The following is a 14,537-nucleotide window of genomic DNA, read 5'->3' as shown; positions in this document are numbered from 1 at the left end:
GCGGGAAGGGCCGAAGGGGCAGACACGGGGGCAGCGTCGCACCGTACGACCGGCCGGACTGCCCTTGCGGGCAAGGAGGTTGCCCGCACTCAGGCACCGGAGACCGTTTCCCGGCGGGTTGCGCGCGCGTGAGCCTGGGGGGCGTTCCTGTCTCGTACCCCGAGGAGAGCAGAGCATGCCGTCCTACCTGTCGCCCGGCGTCTACGTCGAGGAGGTGGCCAGCGGCTCGCGCCCCATCGAGGGGGTGGGCACGTCGGTCGCCGCCTTCGTGGGGCTCGCCCCGACCGGCCCGCTGAACGAGCCGACGCTGGTGACCAACTGGACCCAGTACGTGGCGAGCTTCGGTGAGTTCACCGACGGGTACTACCTCGCGCACTCCGTCTACGGCTTCTTCCAGAACGGCGGCACGGCGGCCTACGTCGTCCGCGTGGGCGGATCGTCCGAGGACGCCGCGGCGGGCGGCTCGGCCCCCGCCGCCGTGACCGGGTCCGCCGCCAAGCGCGCACTGCCCGCGGCGGAGCCGGCGCAGCTCGGCACGTTCACCGTGACGGCCATCGCGTCCGCCGGGAACGGCTCGCTGAGCGTCGAGGTCGCCGACCCGGAGGGCGACGGCCCGGCCGAGCGGTTCAAGCTGATCGTCAAGGACGGCGACAAGGCCGTCGAGTCGTTCGACGTGACCGCCAAGAAGGGCGGCCGCAACTACGTGGTCACGCAGGTGAAGGAGCGCTCCAAGCTCATCACCGTGACCGAGGCCGCCCCGGCCGCGCAGCTGGTCCGCCCGGACAACCAGACGGTGGCCCTGGTGGCGCCCGCGCCCGCACCCGCCGTACCGTCCGACGCCGCGCAGGGCGCGCACCCGGGCCCGGCGCAGTACCTCGGCGACTCCGCCGACCGCACCGGCTTCGGCGGCCTGGAGGCCGTCGACGAGATCTCCATGGTCGCGGTGCCCGACCTGATGGCCGCCTACCAGCGCGGTGCGATCGACCTGGAGGCCGTGAAGGCCGTGCAGCTCGGTCTGATCGCGCACTGCGAGCTGATGGGCGACCGTGTCGCGGTCATCGACCCGCCGCCTGGCCTGAATGCCCGTCAGATCCGGGTGTGGCGGCAGGAGACGGCCGGTTACGACTCCAAGTACGCGGCCCTGTACTACCCCTGGGTCAAGACCTTCGACCCCGCGAGCGGTCAGACGCGGATGATCCCGCCGAGCGGCCATGTGGCCGGCATCTGGGCCCGCAACGACTCCGAGCGCGGTGTGCACAAGGCGCCCGCCAACGAGGTCGTACGCGGTGCGGTGGACCTGGAGACCCAGATCACCCGCGGCGAGCAGGACCTGCTCAACCCGATCGGCGTCAACTGCATCCGCGCCTTCCCCGGCCGTGGCATCCGGGTCTGGGGTGCGCGCACCCTCGCCTCGGACCCGGCGTGGCGCTACCTGAACATCCGCCGGTACTTCAACTACCTGGAGGAGTCGATCCTGATCGGCACCCAGTGGGTGGTGTTCGAGCCGAACGACCACGCCCTGTGGGCCCGGATCCGGCGCAACATCTCGGCGTTCCTGGTCAACGAGTGGCGCAGCGGCGCCCTGTTCGGCCAGCGGCCCGAGGAGGCGTTCTACGTCAAGTGCGACGAGGAGACCAACCCGCCGGAGTCGGTGGACGTCGGCCGTGTCGTCTGCGAGATCGGCATCGCGCCGGTCAAGCCCGCCGAGTTCGTGATCTTCCGGCTGGCCCAGTTCTCCAGCGGCAGCGGGGAGTTGGAGGAGTAGGCCGCCCGGCCCGCCCTCCCCCGACGTCGTTTCCAGCACGCATCGACGCTTAGAAGGACAGCGAACGCATGAGTCTCCAGCCGGGTGACGCCCTCACCTCACACAATTTCGGACTGCAGATCGACGGCGTGATGGTCGAGTACCTCGCCGAGGTCAGCGGCCTGAGCATCGAGCAGGACGTCATCACGTACCAGCAGAACAGCCCGAACGGCCAGAACGTGGTCAAGAACCTGCCGGGCGTGAAGAAGAACGGCACCTGCACGGTGGTCCGCGGTATGACGCAGTCGGCGTCGTTCACGCAGTGGATCAACCAGTCCATCACCGGTCAGATGACGACGGCCCGCAAGAACGCGTCGATCATCATGATGGACTTCCAGAACAACCCCGTGAAGCGCTACCACCTGCGCAACGCCTGGTGCAGCAAGATCGACGCGAGCACGGTGAAGGCGGGCGAGGCGGCGGCGCTGACCGAGACCGTGACCATCACGTTCGAAGAACTGGTCATCGAGTAATGCGGCGTACGGCTGCCAGGGCCGGCGCCGTCGCGTACTCCGGCGCGGACGCGGGGACGTCCGTGCCGGAGGCGGGCGTGGAGTCGCCGGGGCCGGAGGCGACACCGGCCCCGGCGGCTCCCGTGCCCACACCCACGCCCGCGCCCGCGTCCGCGTCCGCGTCCGCGTCCGTGCAGCAACAGCAGTCCCTGCGCACGGAGTTCCCCTTCCAGCTGCCGCGCGGCTACGTCGACGAGTCGGGCACCGTACACCGGGACGGGGTGATGCGCCTGTCGACGGCACGCGACGAACTGGTGCCGCTGCGGGACGTGCGTGTGCAGGAGAACCCGGCGTATCTGTCGGTGGTGCTGCTGGGCCGGGTCATCACCCGGCTCGGCACGCTCCCGATGGTCCACGACGGCATCGTGGAGAACATGTTCGCCTCCGACCTGGCGTTCCTTCAGGACTTCTACCGCCAGATCAACGCGGAGGGGCACACCCGTGCCGCCGTGCAGTGCCCGCACTGCGCCGAGCCCTTCGAGGTGGAACTCGGCGGGAGCCGCCTGGGGGAATCGTGACGTACGCGACCGACCGGCTGCACGAGGAGATCGCGTACGTCGCCTACCACTTCCACTGGAGCATGGACGAGATCCTCGACCTGGAGCACCAGGACCGCCGGCGGTTCACGGAGGAGATCGCGTCCCTGGTGACGCGGGCCGCCGGAACGGAGGGCTGAGGGATGGGGTTCCTGGACCGGTTGCGGGGGCGGGAGCGTGAGGCCGCCGACGTCGCGGTTGCCGCGCCTGTCGCGGGTACGGCGGTGGATGGTGCCGAGGCTGCACGGGGTGCCGTGACATCGGATTCCGCGGCACCGCATTCCGCGGCGCCTGCTGCCGGGCGTCCCGTCGTCGCGGCGTCCTGGCCCGCGCTGCCGCCGATCCAGCGGACGCTCGGTGCCGGAAGGGGCGGGGTCGCGGACGCCGGGTTCGGTGGGCGGCTGCCGACGTGGCAGAACCCGTCCTTCATGGGTACGGCGTCCCACTCGGTCCTGGACGGACAGTCCAGCGCGCTCCTCGGCGACGCGGCCCGGCAGGCGACGGGGCGCCCGACACCGGGGCTCGAACGCCCTGCGGGCGCACTGCCGTTGGCCGGTACCGAGCCGGTGGTGCAGCGTGCGCCGGCGGTACCGCTGCGGGTGCTTCCGCCGCGGGGGTTCGGTGTTCCCGCAGCACGGAGTGGGGCCGCCGGTACGTCGGTTCCTACGGCGGCTTCCGCCTCGGGGGCGCCCTCGGTTCAGCGGGCGGTACGCACGGGCGACGCGTCGCCCACCCCCGCGGTGTCGGTGCCACCGACCACCGGGGTCAGGGTGACCCCTGTCCCGGCCGCCTCACCGTCGTCCCGACCGGGTCCGGCCTTCACCAAGGCGCGGTCCGCACCCGCAGCGGTACAGCGGCGCACCCTGCCGGTGGCCCCTCGGACGCCCACGTCCGCGGGCGGGGCAACCGGCGCTACGGGCGGACCGGATGCGACGCCGACCGACGCCGATGAAGCGGGGGTTCGGGCAGCTGGATCCCCTGGTGAGGCCGGCGGCACGGCGGTACAGAGGGCGCCGCACACCGGGGGTGCTTCCGACAGGACGTCGGCTGCTCCGTCGCGCGGAGCCGTGCCCGTGACCGGTGCGGCGACACAATCCACGCCGGGCCCCGGCACCACGACACCCGGAACGACGACGTCCGGCCCCGCACAGCCACCGCGCGCCCCCGGCCTTGGCACCCCCGTCCAGGGGACCACGGCCGCGAGCACCGCACCGATGCCCGTGCAGCGCAAGTCGGCGGGGTCGGGCGACACGTCGCAGAAAACGGCGCCTTCAAACGCCCCGGCAGCCGCGCCGCAGCGCACAGCGCCCGCGAGCGGCACGCCCACCCCCGCCCCTGGCCGGACCACCCCCACGCCTCCGGACCTGGCGCCGGAAAACACCCCGCCCGCGCCGATGCCAGTGCCGATGCCGGTGCCGGTGCCGGTGCCGGTGCAGCGGCAGTCCGCCCCCGCCCACACCTCGGCGTCCACACCGCGACCGGCAACGGCTCAACAGGCCGCCCCTCCGCCGCCCGCCGGACCGACACCGAGCACCACCTCCTCCTCCGAGTCCCCTCGCCCGGCCGGCACCTCCATGCAGCGGGGCTCTCAGCCCCTCGCACCGGCCCAGTCCAACTCCCCGCGCCCGAAGACCCCTTCGCCCGGCGCGACCCCGCCCGTACAGCGAAGTGCGGCCCGCTCGAAGCCCCGCCCCGGCCTCGGCGCGCCGATCGCGTCACAGCCCGCCACTCCGGGCACCCCCGCGAGCCCGCAGAGCAGGCCGACCACTTCGAACCCCGCGCCCTCCCAGCCCAGTTCGACGTCTGGTTCTGGTCGAACCACCTCGGCTGCCACTACGCCGCCGCACGGTTCGCCGTCCGTGCACACCACGGACGCACTCTCACAGTCCCGGCCCACGGATACGAACTCCCCGCCCACCACCACGAGTTCGCACCCACCCTCCGGCCCGGCCCCAACCCCGGCCGTCCAGCGCACCGCCTTCACCCCGGAACCGGCGTCATCCACGCCGCCGGCGGGCGGCCCCGCCGTACAGCGCACCACCTCCACCCCGGCATCGGCTCCCCCCGGCATCCGGCCCACGTCACCCGTGCCCTCGTCCACGGCCAACACCGCCCCCACCTCAAAGTCGCCCCTCTCCCTCGGGCAACCCACCCCACCACCTTCGACGTCGACTCCCCCCACCGCCCACCGCACCACCACCTCCCCCTCGACGCCGCCAGCCCACCCCTCCGACCAGGGCACCGCGACCGTCCAGCGCACCCCCACCTCCCCTTCGACGCCGCCAGCCCACCCGTCCGACCGGGCCACCCTCGCCGTCCAGCACACCCGACCCACCTCGCCGTCGCCAGCTCACCCCTCCGACCAGAGCACCACCACCCCGCCCGTCGCTCCCCCAACCGTCCAGCGCACCACCACCTCCCCCTCGACGTCGCCAGCTCACCCCTCGGACCAGGCCACCCCCGCCGTCCAGCACACCCGACCCACCTCGACGCCGCCAGCCCACCCCTCCGACCGGGACACCACCACCCCGCCCACCGCTCCTCCAACCCTCCAGCGCACCACCACCTCCCCCGCAACGCCGCCGACCCACCCCTCCGACCCGGCCACCCCCACCGTCCAGCGCACCCGACCCACCTCCTCCCGCCGCTCCCCCCTGGGTGCCCCCGTCACCGCGGCCCCCGCCGATGCCACACCTCTCAGCACTCCGACTCCGGCGGCCCCGTCCGGACCCGCGGCGCCCTTCCCCGCCGTAGCGCATCACGCTCCGGCGCCCCTCCCCACGGCACCGCCCGCGGCCACCACCACAGCAGTGCCCCTGTCCACAGCAGTGCCCCTCTCCGCACCGGCTCCCCTCCCCACGACCGGCCTGTTCACCCCCGCGGCATCGGCCACTCCACCGGCAGCCGTCCTCTCCACGGCCGCGGGCTCAACTCCCGCCTCCACGCCGCCGGTTCAACGCAAAGCCACCCCGCTCACCGCCCCCGCACCCCTGCGCGACCCGGCGTCCCCGACCACCGCCACGCACTCCCCCCTGCCCGTGGCGTCGCTGAGCCCGCCTCCTCACACCCCCGCAGAATCCCCCGCCCCTCGCGGCGCGAGCATCCCGCCCGTCGCCCAACGGCTGGGCCTGTTCAGCAAGTCCAAGCACACGCCCAAGGCCGAGACGACGACACCGAGCAACCCCCCGGCACACAGCACCACAGGCGCTCTCGCAGCGGCCGCGGCAGCGGCGGTCGGCACCACGCTCACGCACCGCATCTCACCGCCCGGACAGCAGGCCCCGTCGTCGCAGTCCCGCACCGACCCGCCACCGCCGTACAGCAGCTCGTCCACACCCCCGCCGCCGTACGAACCCCCCTCCGTCCACGCGGCCGCCGCCGCGCCACCCCCACCGGAGTACACCGCGATCCCGCCCGGCTCCTTCGACCCCCGTGAGCTCACCGACTTCCAACTCGACGAACTCGTACACCGGATCATCGGCCGCATCACCCGCCTGATCCGCACCGAACTCCGCATGGACCGCGAACGGATCGGCAAGCTCCGCGACCCCCGCCACTGACCGCCGTCCCCACCCCCTGAACGCCGTAGGCACCCCCTGAACGACAGAAAGGCCGAGATGTCCCGCCAGGACCCGGGCTCCACCATCTGGTTCTCCCTCAGCATCGACGGCGAGAGCCTCGGCTACTTCAACGGTTGCGAGGGGCTGTCGTCGCAGGTGGAGGTCGAGCGGCGGCAGGAGGGGGGCAACAACGGGTTCGTGTGGCAGCTGCCGACGCGGGTGACGTTCTCCACGATCCGGCTGACCCGCCCGCTGACCCCGGACACCACGAAGGTCGCCAAGTGGATCTCGTCCGTGCAGACCGGGATCAAGCGGCCCACGGCGCAGATCGCGGCGCTGCGGGCCGACGGCTCGGAGGTCGCCCGCTGGGGGCTCATCGACGTGCTGCCGGTCAGCTGGACCGGGCCCTCGCTCGACCCGGCGAGCCCCGCCGTGGCGACCGAGGTGCTGGAGATCGCCCACCACGGGTTCACGGACTGACGGGGAGGACGACACCGATGGCAAAGGGAAGCAGGGGCGGCGCGGGCAAGAGCCTGGTACGGGCCACGCTCGCGATCCACGAACCGCCGAAGGGCAAGAGCCGCACCCCGGGCGGCATCATCAAGACGTTCGGCTTCGACTTCAACCCCTCGGAGCTGTCGCTGACCCGTCGCGCCCAGTGGAAGGTCACCCCCGCGCAGATCGAACGGGACGGCCCGCTCCCGGAGTTCATGGGCGCGGAGCCGCGTGAGATGAGCGTGGAGATCTTCCTCGACTCCTCCGACGAGCCGACCAGCAACACCGTCCTGAAGAAGGTCGAGTCGCTGCTCGCCTGCTGCGAGGTGACGACGCGGAGCATCGCCGCCAAGCAGCCGTCGCCGCCGTGGGTGGTCTTCCAGTGGGGGTCGTTCTCGACGGCCCGGTTCACGGCCTACGTCAGTGCCGTGGAGGCCAGTTACACGCTGTTCTCGACGACCGGCGTGCCCATCCGCGCCACCTGTCGGCTGCAGTTGCACGAGATCCCCAGCAAGACCAAGGGGCAGAACCCGACCTCCGGCGCGCTGACCGCGCAGCGGGTGCACCGGGTGGTGGCGGGCGACTCACTGCAGTCGCTGGCCTGGCGGGAGTACGGCAACGCGGCCGCCTGGCGCTCCATCGCCGAGGCCAACGGCATCGACAACCCGGGCCATCTGCCGACCGGCACCGAACTGGTGCTGCCGGCCGCCGAGGAGGTGCGTACCTGATGGTGCAGTCCTCCTTCTCCAGCGTCGTCGACGTGAAGATCGGCGGTGCCAAGCTGCCGCCCGAGTTCGCGCCCGACCTGGTGGACAGCCATGTCGACCAGGGGGTGGGGGTGCCGGCCGCGTTCCGGCTCACGTTCCGCGACCCGTACCGGCTGCTGCTCGGCAAGCTGAACATCACCTTCGGCACCAAGGTGGTCTTCTCGCCCGTCGCCGACGGCGAGGGTGTCGGTGATCCGCTGCTGACCGGCGAGGTCACGGGCCTGGAGGCCGACTACGACGGCACCGGCAGCTACACCGTGGTGCGCGGCTACGACCTCGGCCACCGGCTGCTGCGCCAGCGCCGCGTGGCCGCCTACCGCAACCAGAGCGCCTCCGACATCGCCCGCAAGCTGGCCGCCAAGGACGGCGTGCCGATCGGCAACGTCGAGTCGACGAAGACGGTCTACGAGTTCATCTCCCAGTCGAATGTGACCGACTGGGACTTCCTCGCGCGCCTCGCCGACGAGAACGAGATGGTCATGTCCGTCGACGCGGACGGCAAGTTCCAGTTCGTCAAGCCCAAGTCGGCCTCCGGTGCGCCCTCGCCGAACACCGACGGCGACAAGAGCGCGTTCGTGCTGCAGGCCGGGCACGACATCCTGCGGCTGCGTGCCGCCGTCACGGCCGCGGACCAGGTGGGCAAGGTCGAGTCCCGGGGCTGGGACGTGACGACCAAGAAGAAGCTCACCGCCATGGCGCCCGCGACCGCCAACCCCGGTATCACCATCGGCACGTCACCTGGGGCGGCGGCCGGGAAGTTCACCACCGCCAAGCTCGTCGAGACGGGCACGCCGTACGACAAGCAGAGCGAGGTGAAGTTCGCCGCGGACGCCCTCGCCGACGACGTGACCGGCTCGTTCGCCGAGCTGGAGGTCATCGCGCGCGGAAATCCCAAGCTGCGCCCGGGAGTTCCGGTGGCGCTGGCGGACGTGGGCGTGCCGTTCGAGGGCAAGTACACGGTCACCTCGGTGCGGCATGTCTTCGGCGACGGCAAGCACTACGAGTCCTGGGTGACGGTCAGCGGACGGCAGTGGCGTTCGCTGTACGGGCTGGCCTCGGGCGGCGCGGACAGCGCCCCGCGGCTGCCGAGCGTGGCCAACGCGCTGGTCACGGACGTCAACGACCCGCTCAAGCAGGGCCGGGTCCGGCTGCAGTTCCCGTGGCTGGACGACACGTACGTCAGCGACTGGACCAGGACCGTGCAGATGGGCGGCCTGGGTGGCGGCGGGATCTTCCCGCTGGACGTCAACGACGAGGTGCTGGTCGCCTTCGACCGGGGCGCCCTGGACCATCCGTTCGTGATCGGCGGGCTCTACAACGGCCGGGACAAGCCGACCGTCGTCGCCGATGTGCCGTTGCACGACACCGTGCGCAAGAAGGCGAGCCGGCACACCGTCTCCGACCGGGACGGCAACCGCATGGACCTGCTCAGCCAGAAGACCGGCGGCCGCAAGCAGGGCGTGCGGCTGATCTCGGGCGACAAGGCTCTCACCATCAACCTGGACCGCACGAAGACCGAGATCGTCATCGACAGCAAGGGCTCGGTCACCATCAAGGGCAGCCGGTCGGTGTCGGTGGAGGCCGGCACCGACCTCACCCTGAGCGCCCGGCGGGCCCTGACCATCAAGAGCGGCGGCCCGCTGAGCATCCAGGGCGGCGGCATGGTCAACGTACGGGCCGCGGGCGAGATCGGGGTGAACGCGGCGGGCGTGCTGAACCTGAGCGCCGTCGGTGCCGCGAGCCTCACCGGCGGGGCCACCGTGCAGATCAACGCGGCCGTCAACACCACGATCAAGGCGCCGACCACGCTGGTCGCCTCGCCGGTGTTCGGCGTGACCACGATCCCCGTGCCGATGGTGATCCCGTGAGCCGCCGTCCTCATGTCCGTGTCCGTGTCCGTATCCGTGTCTGTGTCCGTGTCCGTGTTCGTGGTTGGCGGGTGGGTTGCTGATGGCCGAGCAGTTCGTCGGGTCCGGCTGGTCGTTCCCGCTGCGCATCGGGCCGACCGGCGGGATCGCGCTGGTCAGCGGGGAGCGGGAGATCGAGGAGGCGATCCGGCTGGTCCTGTCGACCGCGCCGGGCGAGCGGCCGATGCGGCCCGACTTCGGCTGTGCGATCCACGATCTGGTCTTCGCCCCGGTCAACGAGCAGACGGCAGGGCGTATCCAGCACGAGGTGCTGATCAGCCTGGACCGCTGGGAGCCGCGCATCGAGGTCGACGAGGTCGAGGTGACGGCCGGCGGCGACCAGAGCGTGCTGTTCATCGACGTCCGCTACTCGATCCGCGGCACCAACAACCCGCGCAGCCTGGTCTTCCCATTCTACGTCATTCCGTCCCACGACGAGCCCGACAGTCCCGGTGCGGCCGGCACCGCCGGTTCGGCTCCTGAAAGCGATCGCTGATGGCCCTGCCCTCCCCCAACCTCGACGACCGCCGCTTCCAGCAGTTCGTCGACGACGCCAAGCGCTACATCCAGCAGCGCGCCCCGGAGTGGACCGACCACAACGTCTCCGACCCGGGCGTGACCCTGGTCGAGACGGTGGCCCACATGGCCGACCAGATCGTCTACCGGCTCAACCGGGTGCCGGAGAAGAACCATCTGGCCTTCCTGGACCTGGTGGGGATCACGCTGTTCCCGCCGTCGGCGGCCCGTACGGAGGTGACGTTCTGGCTGTCGGCGCCCCAGGAGGAGGCGATCGCCGTGCCGGTGGGCACGGAGGTGGCCACCATGCGCACCGAGAGCGAGGAGGCGGTCGTCTTCGCCACCGAGCGCGAACTGAGCGTCGTACCGTGTGAGTTGCGTCATCTGCTGGTGCAGCACAAGGGCGAGCCGGCGACCGACCGTACGCCCGACCTGGCCGAGGACGACAAGGACGTCCTGTGCTTCTCGGAGTCCCCCGACCCCGGCGACTGCATGCTGCTCGGCCTGACCAACGCGGTGCCGCACTGCGCGGTCGCCCTCGACCTGGACAGCCGGGTCGACGGTGTCGGCGTGGACCCGCGGCAGCCGCCGCTGGTGTGGGAGGCGTGGACCGCGGACGGCTGGCAGTCCTGCGAGGTCGACCGGGACGGCACGGGCGGCCTCAACCGGCCGGGCGAGGTGATCCTGCACGTCCCCGGCGGGCATGTGCTGTCCCGCAACTCCGGTCAGGAGGCGGGCTGGATCCGCTGCCGGGTCACCGAACCCCTGCCCGACCAGCCCTTCTACACCACCTCGCCGACCATCCGTGCCGCCGAGGCCTTCACCGTGGGCGGCACCACGGGCGCCGTGCACGCCGAGACGGTGCACGACGAAGCACTCGGCGAGTCCACCGGTCTGCCGGGGCAGCGGCTGCGTCTCGAGCACGCGCCCGTGGTCGGCGACGACCCGCCGGTGCTGCTGCAGACCGCCGAGCACGACGGCTGGCAGGACTGGCAGGTCGTGACGCACTTCGCGGCCTCGGGGCCGTACGACCGGCACATCACCGTCGACGCCACGTCCGGGGAGATCGCCTTCGGCCCGGCGGTGCGCGAACCCGACGGCACGCTGCGCCAGTACGGCATGGTCGCGCCCAAGGGCTCCCCGATCCGCGCCCGCCGCTACCGCACCGGCGGGGGCCGGGCGGGCAACGTGGCCCGCGGCGCCGTCCAGATCCTGCGCACCTCCATCCCGTACGTCTCCGAGGTGATCAACCGCGAGGCCGCGCGCGGCGGGGTCGACGGCGAGACGGTCGAGGAGGCGAAGGTCCGCGCCCCGATCACCCTGCGCGCCCAGGAGCGCGCCGTCACCCTGCGCGACTACGAGGAGCTGGCCCGCCGTGCCGCCCCGGAGACCGCCCGCATCACCTGTCTGGAGGGCGAGGAGAGCGAGCACGGGGCGTATGCGGTACGGGTGTTGGTGGTGCCGCAGGCGGTGCCGGATCCCGGCGGACGGCTGCGCTTCGAGCAACTGGTGCCCGGGGACGCCCTGTTGGAGCGCATCACCCGTCATCTCGACGAACGCCGGCTGATCGGGACGCGGTTGGCGGTGGGGCCGCCGTACTACCAGGGTGTGACCGTCGTGGCGACGCTGCACGCGTTCCGCGGCGTGGACACCGACAAGGTGCGGCGCGACGCGCACGACGCGCTGTACCGGCACCTCGATCCGCTGACCGGCGGGGCGAACGGCGCGGGCTGGCCGTTCGGCCGGCCCGTGCAGTCGGGCGAGGTGTTCGCGGTGCTGCAGCGGGTGCCCGGGGTGGAACTGGTCGACGAGGTGGTGCTGCACCCGGCCGATCCGCTGACCGGCAAGCGCGGTGAGGCCACGGACCGCATCGACCTCTCGCCGCCGTCGCTGGTGTTCTCCTTCGACCATCGCGTACGGGTGATCGGGGACAGCGAGGGGGGCCGCTGATGAGGGGCTCGATCGACGGTCTCGAATCGTCGGCGCCGATCAGTCTGATGCTGCCCGCGGTCTTCGCCGACGACGACCTGGCGCAGCGCTTCGTCGCCGGTCTCGACGAGGTGGTCGCGCCGATCCACAACGTGCTCGACTGCCTCGACAGCTACTTCCGCCCGTCCCTGACCCCGCTCGACTTCGCCCAGTGGCTGGGCAGTTGGGTGGGTGCCGAGACGGACGGCAGCGAACCGGAACCGCTGCTGCGGGCCGCGGTGGCCGCCGCGGCGTATCTGCACCGCGTCCGGGGAACCGTGCGCGGTCTGTCGGAGGCGGTCAGGCTCGCCTTCGGCGTGGCACCGGAGATCACCGAGAGCGGGGCGGCGGACTGGAGCGCCAGGCCGCTGGGCCCGGTGCCCGGGGACCGGCGCCCCCGTCTCCATGTGCATCTGCGGCTGCCGAAGCCCACCCCGGCGGACCACCACCGCCTGGACACGCTGGTGGCCGCCGCACGTCCCGCCCATATGCCCTACACGGTCCAGGTGACCGCCGCACCCTCCGCCGAAAGGACCCCGTCCTCATGACGACCACCCAGAACTGCGCCGACTGCGGCACCCGCGCGGAACCGGGGCAGTCGTTCTGCGACGCCTGCGGCGCCGTACTGAGCTGGACGGAACGGGCGAACGCCGCGGTCGGCGGGGGTCCCTCCGGGGGTTCCGGCAGCAGGTCGGGGGCGGCACCGGACGCCGGGCAGGGAGCCGCGTCGCCCGCCGCGCGCACGGCGACGCCGGAGACGAACGTCGCACCCGCGACCTCCGCTCCCGCGCCTTCCGCACCTGCGCCGTCCGCTCCCGCCCCGTCCGCACCTGCCCCTTCCGGACCCGCACCTTCCGCTCCCGCCACCTCCACACCGGCCGCCTCCGCACCAGCCCCTGTCGCACCGGCCGCCCCCGCCCCAGCCCCTGTCGCACCGGTCAACTCGCCCACACCCACGGTCGTTTCACACCCCACACCCCCGGCCGTGGACGACACCGCCCCCACCGAGCCGGTCCCCGCGGCAGCGGCGCCCGCGCCCGGGCCGGAGATCCCCGGAAGCCCGGCCGCCCCCGTGGACCCGGAGGCCCGCACGGTCCCCCGGCCCGCCTCGGACCCCGACGGCATGACCGACCGGGCCCGGCAGCTGCTCGTACCGGTCGCGGATCCTGAGCCGCGGCCGTCGTCGGCGCCGTCCGTCGCGCCGGTGCTGCCCGGCCGTCCGGCGCCGCAGCGCCCGCAGGCCGTACGGGCCCCCGGGGAGGAACTCGGCCTCGACGGCGGGACGCCGTGCCCCTGGTGCTCCACCCGCAACCGCCCCGAGCGGCACTTCTGCACCCGGTGCGCGATGCCCATGGCGGGCGACGACCGGGCGCCGGGCCGGCTCCCCTGGTGGCGACGGCTCTTCGGGGCCGGCAACCGGGAGACTCCGTGGGCGGGCGACCGTCCCCGTCTGCGCCGTACGTTCGACCGGGTGCTGAGCTGGCTGGGCGCGGCGGTCGTGCTGACGCTGCTGGTCGTCCTGGCGTTCAACATTCCCAAGGGCGTCCAAGCGACGAAGGACCACTTCTCCAAGCGTGCCGCGGTGCAGCCGGACACCTGGAGCGCCTCGCGCTCCTACCCGGGTCACAAGCCGGACCTGGCGGGCGACAAGCTGAACAACACCTGGTGGGGTCCGGGCGTCTCGGAGTCCGGCGAAGGGCAGTGGCTGCAGGCCAAGTTCGACGAGCCGACCCGCCTCCTGGACCTGATCATCACCCCGGGCGTCTCCACCCGCCCGGACCAGATCACCCAGTCGGCCCGCCCTCACCGCCTGGAGGCCACCATCACCCTCGCCAACGGCAGGACCGTCACCCGCAAGATCACCCTCGACCCGGGCGCAGGCGGCCAGCGCATCCCGTTCCGCGTCGGCACGGTCAGCTCGGTCCGCTTCACGATCGTGTCCGCCACCGGCACGTCGTCGAAGAAGCAGGTCGCGATCGCGGAGATCGAGTTCTTCGGACCGTCCAGCGCGAACTCCTCCTGACGGCGTCTCACTCGATGACGCCGCGCTGCCCCGTCACCGAGTGCACCCTGCGGATGCGGCCCGCCTCGTCGAACTGGAAGACGTCGATGCCGCCGACGGTCCGGTCGGGTCCGACGCGCAGGTTCCACAGCGACACGGCGAATGCGGCACCGGCGTCCGCGAAGGTGCGGACGAGCGTGAATTCCAGGTCGTCGCCGAGCGAGGCCCGGAAGTCGCGCATGAACGTCTTCAGCTGTGCGGCGTTCGTGATGTCGTCCCCGTTGTGGGTCGAGGCATCGCGACCGAAGAAGATCGAGAACTCCGGGGAGCAGAGCTCGTCCGCGAGGTCGAATGCGCCGTTCCACATGTCGTTCCACTGATCCAGTTTCTTCAGGTCGATCATTCCTGAGCTCCGCCTGTCGTGTTTCTTGTTCGTACTTCTGGTTCTTACTTCTGGTTCTTGCTTCTTG

General features: G+C 72.2%; 14 protein-coding genes. 12 read left to right on the top strand and 2 right to left on the bottom strand.

The window, feature by feature from the left end:
* The first annotated feature begins 175 nt into the window (after positions 1-175).
* The 4 genes from MQN93_RS10385 (at position 176) to MQN93_RS10370 (ending at position 2,992) form a co-directional block, all read left to right on the top strand.
* The gene (locus MQN93_RS10385; protein WP_242709226.1) at positions 176-1,765 is read left to right on the top strand and encodes a phage tail sheath subtilisin-like domain-containing protein; all 1,590 of its coding nucleotides are present in this window, start codon (positions 176-178) and stop codon (positions 1,763-1,765) included.
* A 68-nt stretch (positions 1,766-1,833) separates the two neighbouring features.
* A complete protein-coding gene (locus MQN93_RS10380) occupies positions 1,834-2,277 on the top strand; it encodes a phage tail protein (RefSeq protein WP_016435634.1) in 444 nt (147 codons plus the stop codon).
* Positions 2,277-2,834, top strand: a complete 558-nt coding sequence (locus MQN93_RS10375; protein ID WP_242709225.1) for a hypothetical protein — start codon at positions 2,277-2,279, stop codon at positions 2,832-2,834. The genes MQN93_RS10380 and MQN93_RS10375 overlap by 1 nt, the downstream gene beginning before the upstream one ends.
* Positions 2,831-2,992, top strand: a complete 162-nt coding sequence (locus MQN93_RS10370; RefSeq protein ID WP_016435632.1) for a DUF6760 family protein — start codon at positions 2,831-2,833, stop codon at positions 2,990-2,992. The genes MQN93_RS10375 and MQN93_RS10370 overlap by 4 nt, the downstream gene beginning before the upstream one ends.
* Positions 2,993-4,440: 1,448 nt before the next feature.
* Here MQN93_RS10370 and MQN93_RS10365 read toward each other — a convergent pair.
* Entirely contained in the window at positions 4,441-5,112 is a 672-nt protein-coding gene (locus tag MQN93_RS10365) for a hypothetical protein (RefSeq protein WP_242709406.1), read from the bottom strand.
* A 550-nt stretch (positions 5,113-5,662) separates the two neighbouring features.
* Here MQN93_RS10365 and MQN93_RS10360 point away from each other — a divergent pair.
* The 8 genes from MQN93_RS10360 (at position 5,663) to MQN93_RS10325 (ending at position 14,088) form a co-directional block, all read left to right on the top strand.
* Positions 5,663-6,412, top strand: a complete 750-nt coding sequence (locus tag MQN93_RS10360; RefSeq protein ID WP_242709402.1) for a hypothetical protein — start codon at positions 5,663-5,665, stop codon at positions 6,410-6,412.
* Between the two features lie 57 nt (positions 6,413-6,469).
* Entirely contained in the window at positions 6,470-6,892 is a 423-nt protein-coding gene (locus MQN93_RS10355; RefSeq protein WP_016435630.1) for a phage tail protein, read from the top strand.
* 17 nt (positions 6,893-6,909) lie between these two features.
* Entirely contained in the window at positions 6,910-7,635 is a 726-nt protein-coding gene (locus tag MQN93_RS10350; RefSeq protein ID WP_016435629.1) for a CIS tube protein, read from the top strand.
* On the top strand, positions 7,635-9,542 hold the full coding sequence (locus tag MQN93_RS10345; RefSeq protein ID WP_242709224.1) for a VgrG-related protein: 1,908 nt from the start codon (positions 7,635-7,637) through the stop codon (positions 9,540-9,542). Before MQN93_RS10350 ends, MQN93_RS10345 begins: the two co-directional genes overlap by 1 nt.
* An 82-nt stretch (positions 9,543-9,624) precedes the next feature.
* Positions 9,625-10,077 (top strand): GPW/gp25 family protein, encoded by a 453-nt coding sequence (locus tag MQN93_RS10340; RefSeq protein ID WP_016435627.1) that lies wholly within the window; start codon positions 9,625-9,627, stop codon positions 10,075-10,077.
* A complete protein-coding gene (locus MQN93_RS10335; RefSeq protein ID WP_016435626.1) occupies positions 10,077-12,047 on the top strand; it encodes a putative baseplate assembly protein in 1,971 nt (656 codons plus the stop codon). Before MQN93_RS10340 ends, MQN93_RS10335 begins: the two co-directional genes overlap by 1 nt.
* Entirely contained in the window at positions 12,047-12,613 is a 567-nt protein-coding gene (locus tag MQN93_RS10330; protein WP_016435625.1) for a phage tail protein, read from the top strand. The genes MQN93_RS10335 and MQN93_RS10330 overlap by 1 nt, the downstream gene beginning before the upstream one ends.
* Positions 12,610-14,088, top strand: a complete 1,479-nt coding sequence (locus tag MQN93_RS10325; RefSeq protein WP_242709223.1) for an NADase-type glycan-binding domain-containing protein — start codon at positions 12,610-12,612, stop codon at positions 14,086-14,088. The genes MQN93_RS10330 and MQN93_RS10325 overlap by 4 nt, the downstream gene beginning before the upstream one ends.
* Positions 14,089-14,095: 7 nt before the next feature.
* Here MQN93_RS10325 and MQN93_RS10320 read toward each other — a convergent pair whose 3' ends face one another.
* Complete coding sequence (locus MQN93_RS10320; protein ID WP_016435623.1) at positions 14,096-14,470, bottom strand: nuclear transport factor 2 family protein; 375 nt, start codon at positions 14,468-14,470, stop codon at positions 14,096-14,098.
* Between the last annotated feature and the right edge of the window lie 67 nt (positions 14,471-14,537).

Origin of the sequence: Streptomyces spinosisporus (assembly GCF_022698145.1) — a bacterium.
Lineage (GTDB): Bacteria > Actinomycetota > Actinomycetes > Streptomycetales > Streptomycetaceae > Streptomyces > Streptomyces spinosisporus.
This window is presented reverse-complemented; position numbering and strand designations above follow the sequence as displayed.

Excerpts from the sequence above, each read along its gene's own strand:
- MQN93_RS10340 (WP_016435627.1), top strand. The coding sequence starts at position 9,625 with ATGGCCGAGCAGTTCGTCGGGTCCGGCTGGTCGTTCCCGCTGCGCATC.
- MQN93_RS10385 (WP_242709226.1), top strand. The coding sequence starts at position 176 with ATGCCGTCCTACCTGTCGCCCGGCGTCTACGTCGAGGAGGTGGCCAGC.
- MQN93_RS10345 (WP_242709224.1), top strand. The coding sequence starts at position 7,635 with ATGGTGCAGTCCTCCTTCTCCAGCGTCGTCGACGTGAAGATCGGCGGT.
- MQN93_RS10330 (WP_016435625.1), top strand. The coding sequence starts at position 12,047 with ATGAGGGGCTCGATCGACGGTCTCGAATCGTCGGCGCCGATCAGTCTG.
- MQN93_RS10355 (WP_016435630.1), top strand. The coding sequence starts at position 6,470 with ATGTCCCGCCAGGACCCGGGCTCCACCATCTGGTTCTCCCTCAGCATC.
- MQN93_RS10350 (WP_016435629.1), top strand. The coding sequence starts at position 6,910 with ATGGCAAAGGGAAGCAGGGGCGGCGCGGGCAAGAGCCTGGTACGGGCC.
- MQN93_RS10335 (WP_016435626.1), top strand. The coding sequence starts at position 10,077 with ATGGCCCTGCCCTCCCCCAACCTCGACGACCGCCGCTTCCAGCAGTTC.
- MQN93_RS10380 (WP_016435634.1), top strand. The coding sequence starts at position 1,834 with ATGAGTCTCCAGCCGGGTGACGCCCTCACCTCACACAATTTCGGACTG.
- MQN93_RS10320 (WP_016435623.1), bottom strand. The coding sequence starts at position 14,470 with ATGATCGACCTGAAGAAACTGGATCAGTGGAACGACATGTGGAACGGC.
- MQN93_RS10325 (WP_242709223.1), top strand. The coding sequence starts at position 12,610 with ATGACGACCACCCAGAACTGCGCCGACTGCGGCACCCGCGCGGAACCG.
- MQN93_RS10375 (WP_242709225.1), top strand. The coding sequence starts at position 2,277 with ATGCGGCGTACGGCTGCCAGGGCCGGCGCCGTCGCGTACTCCGGCGCG.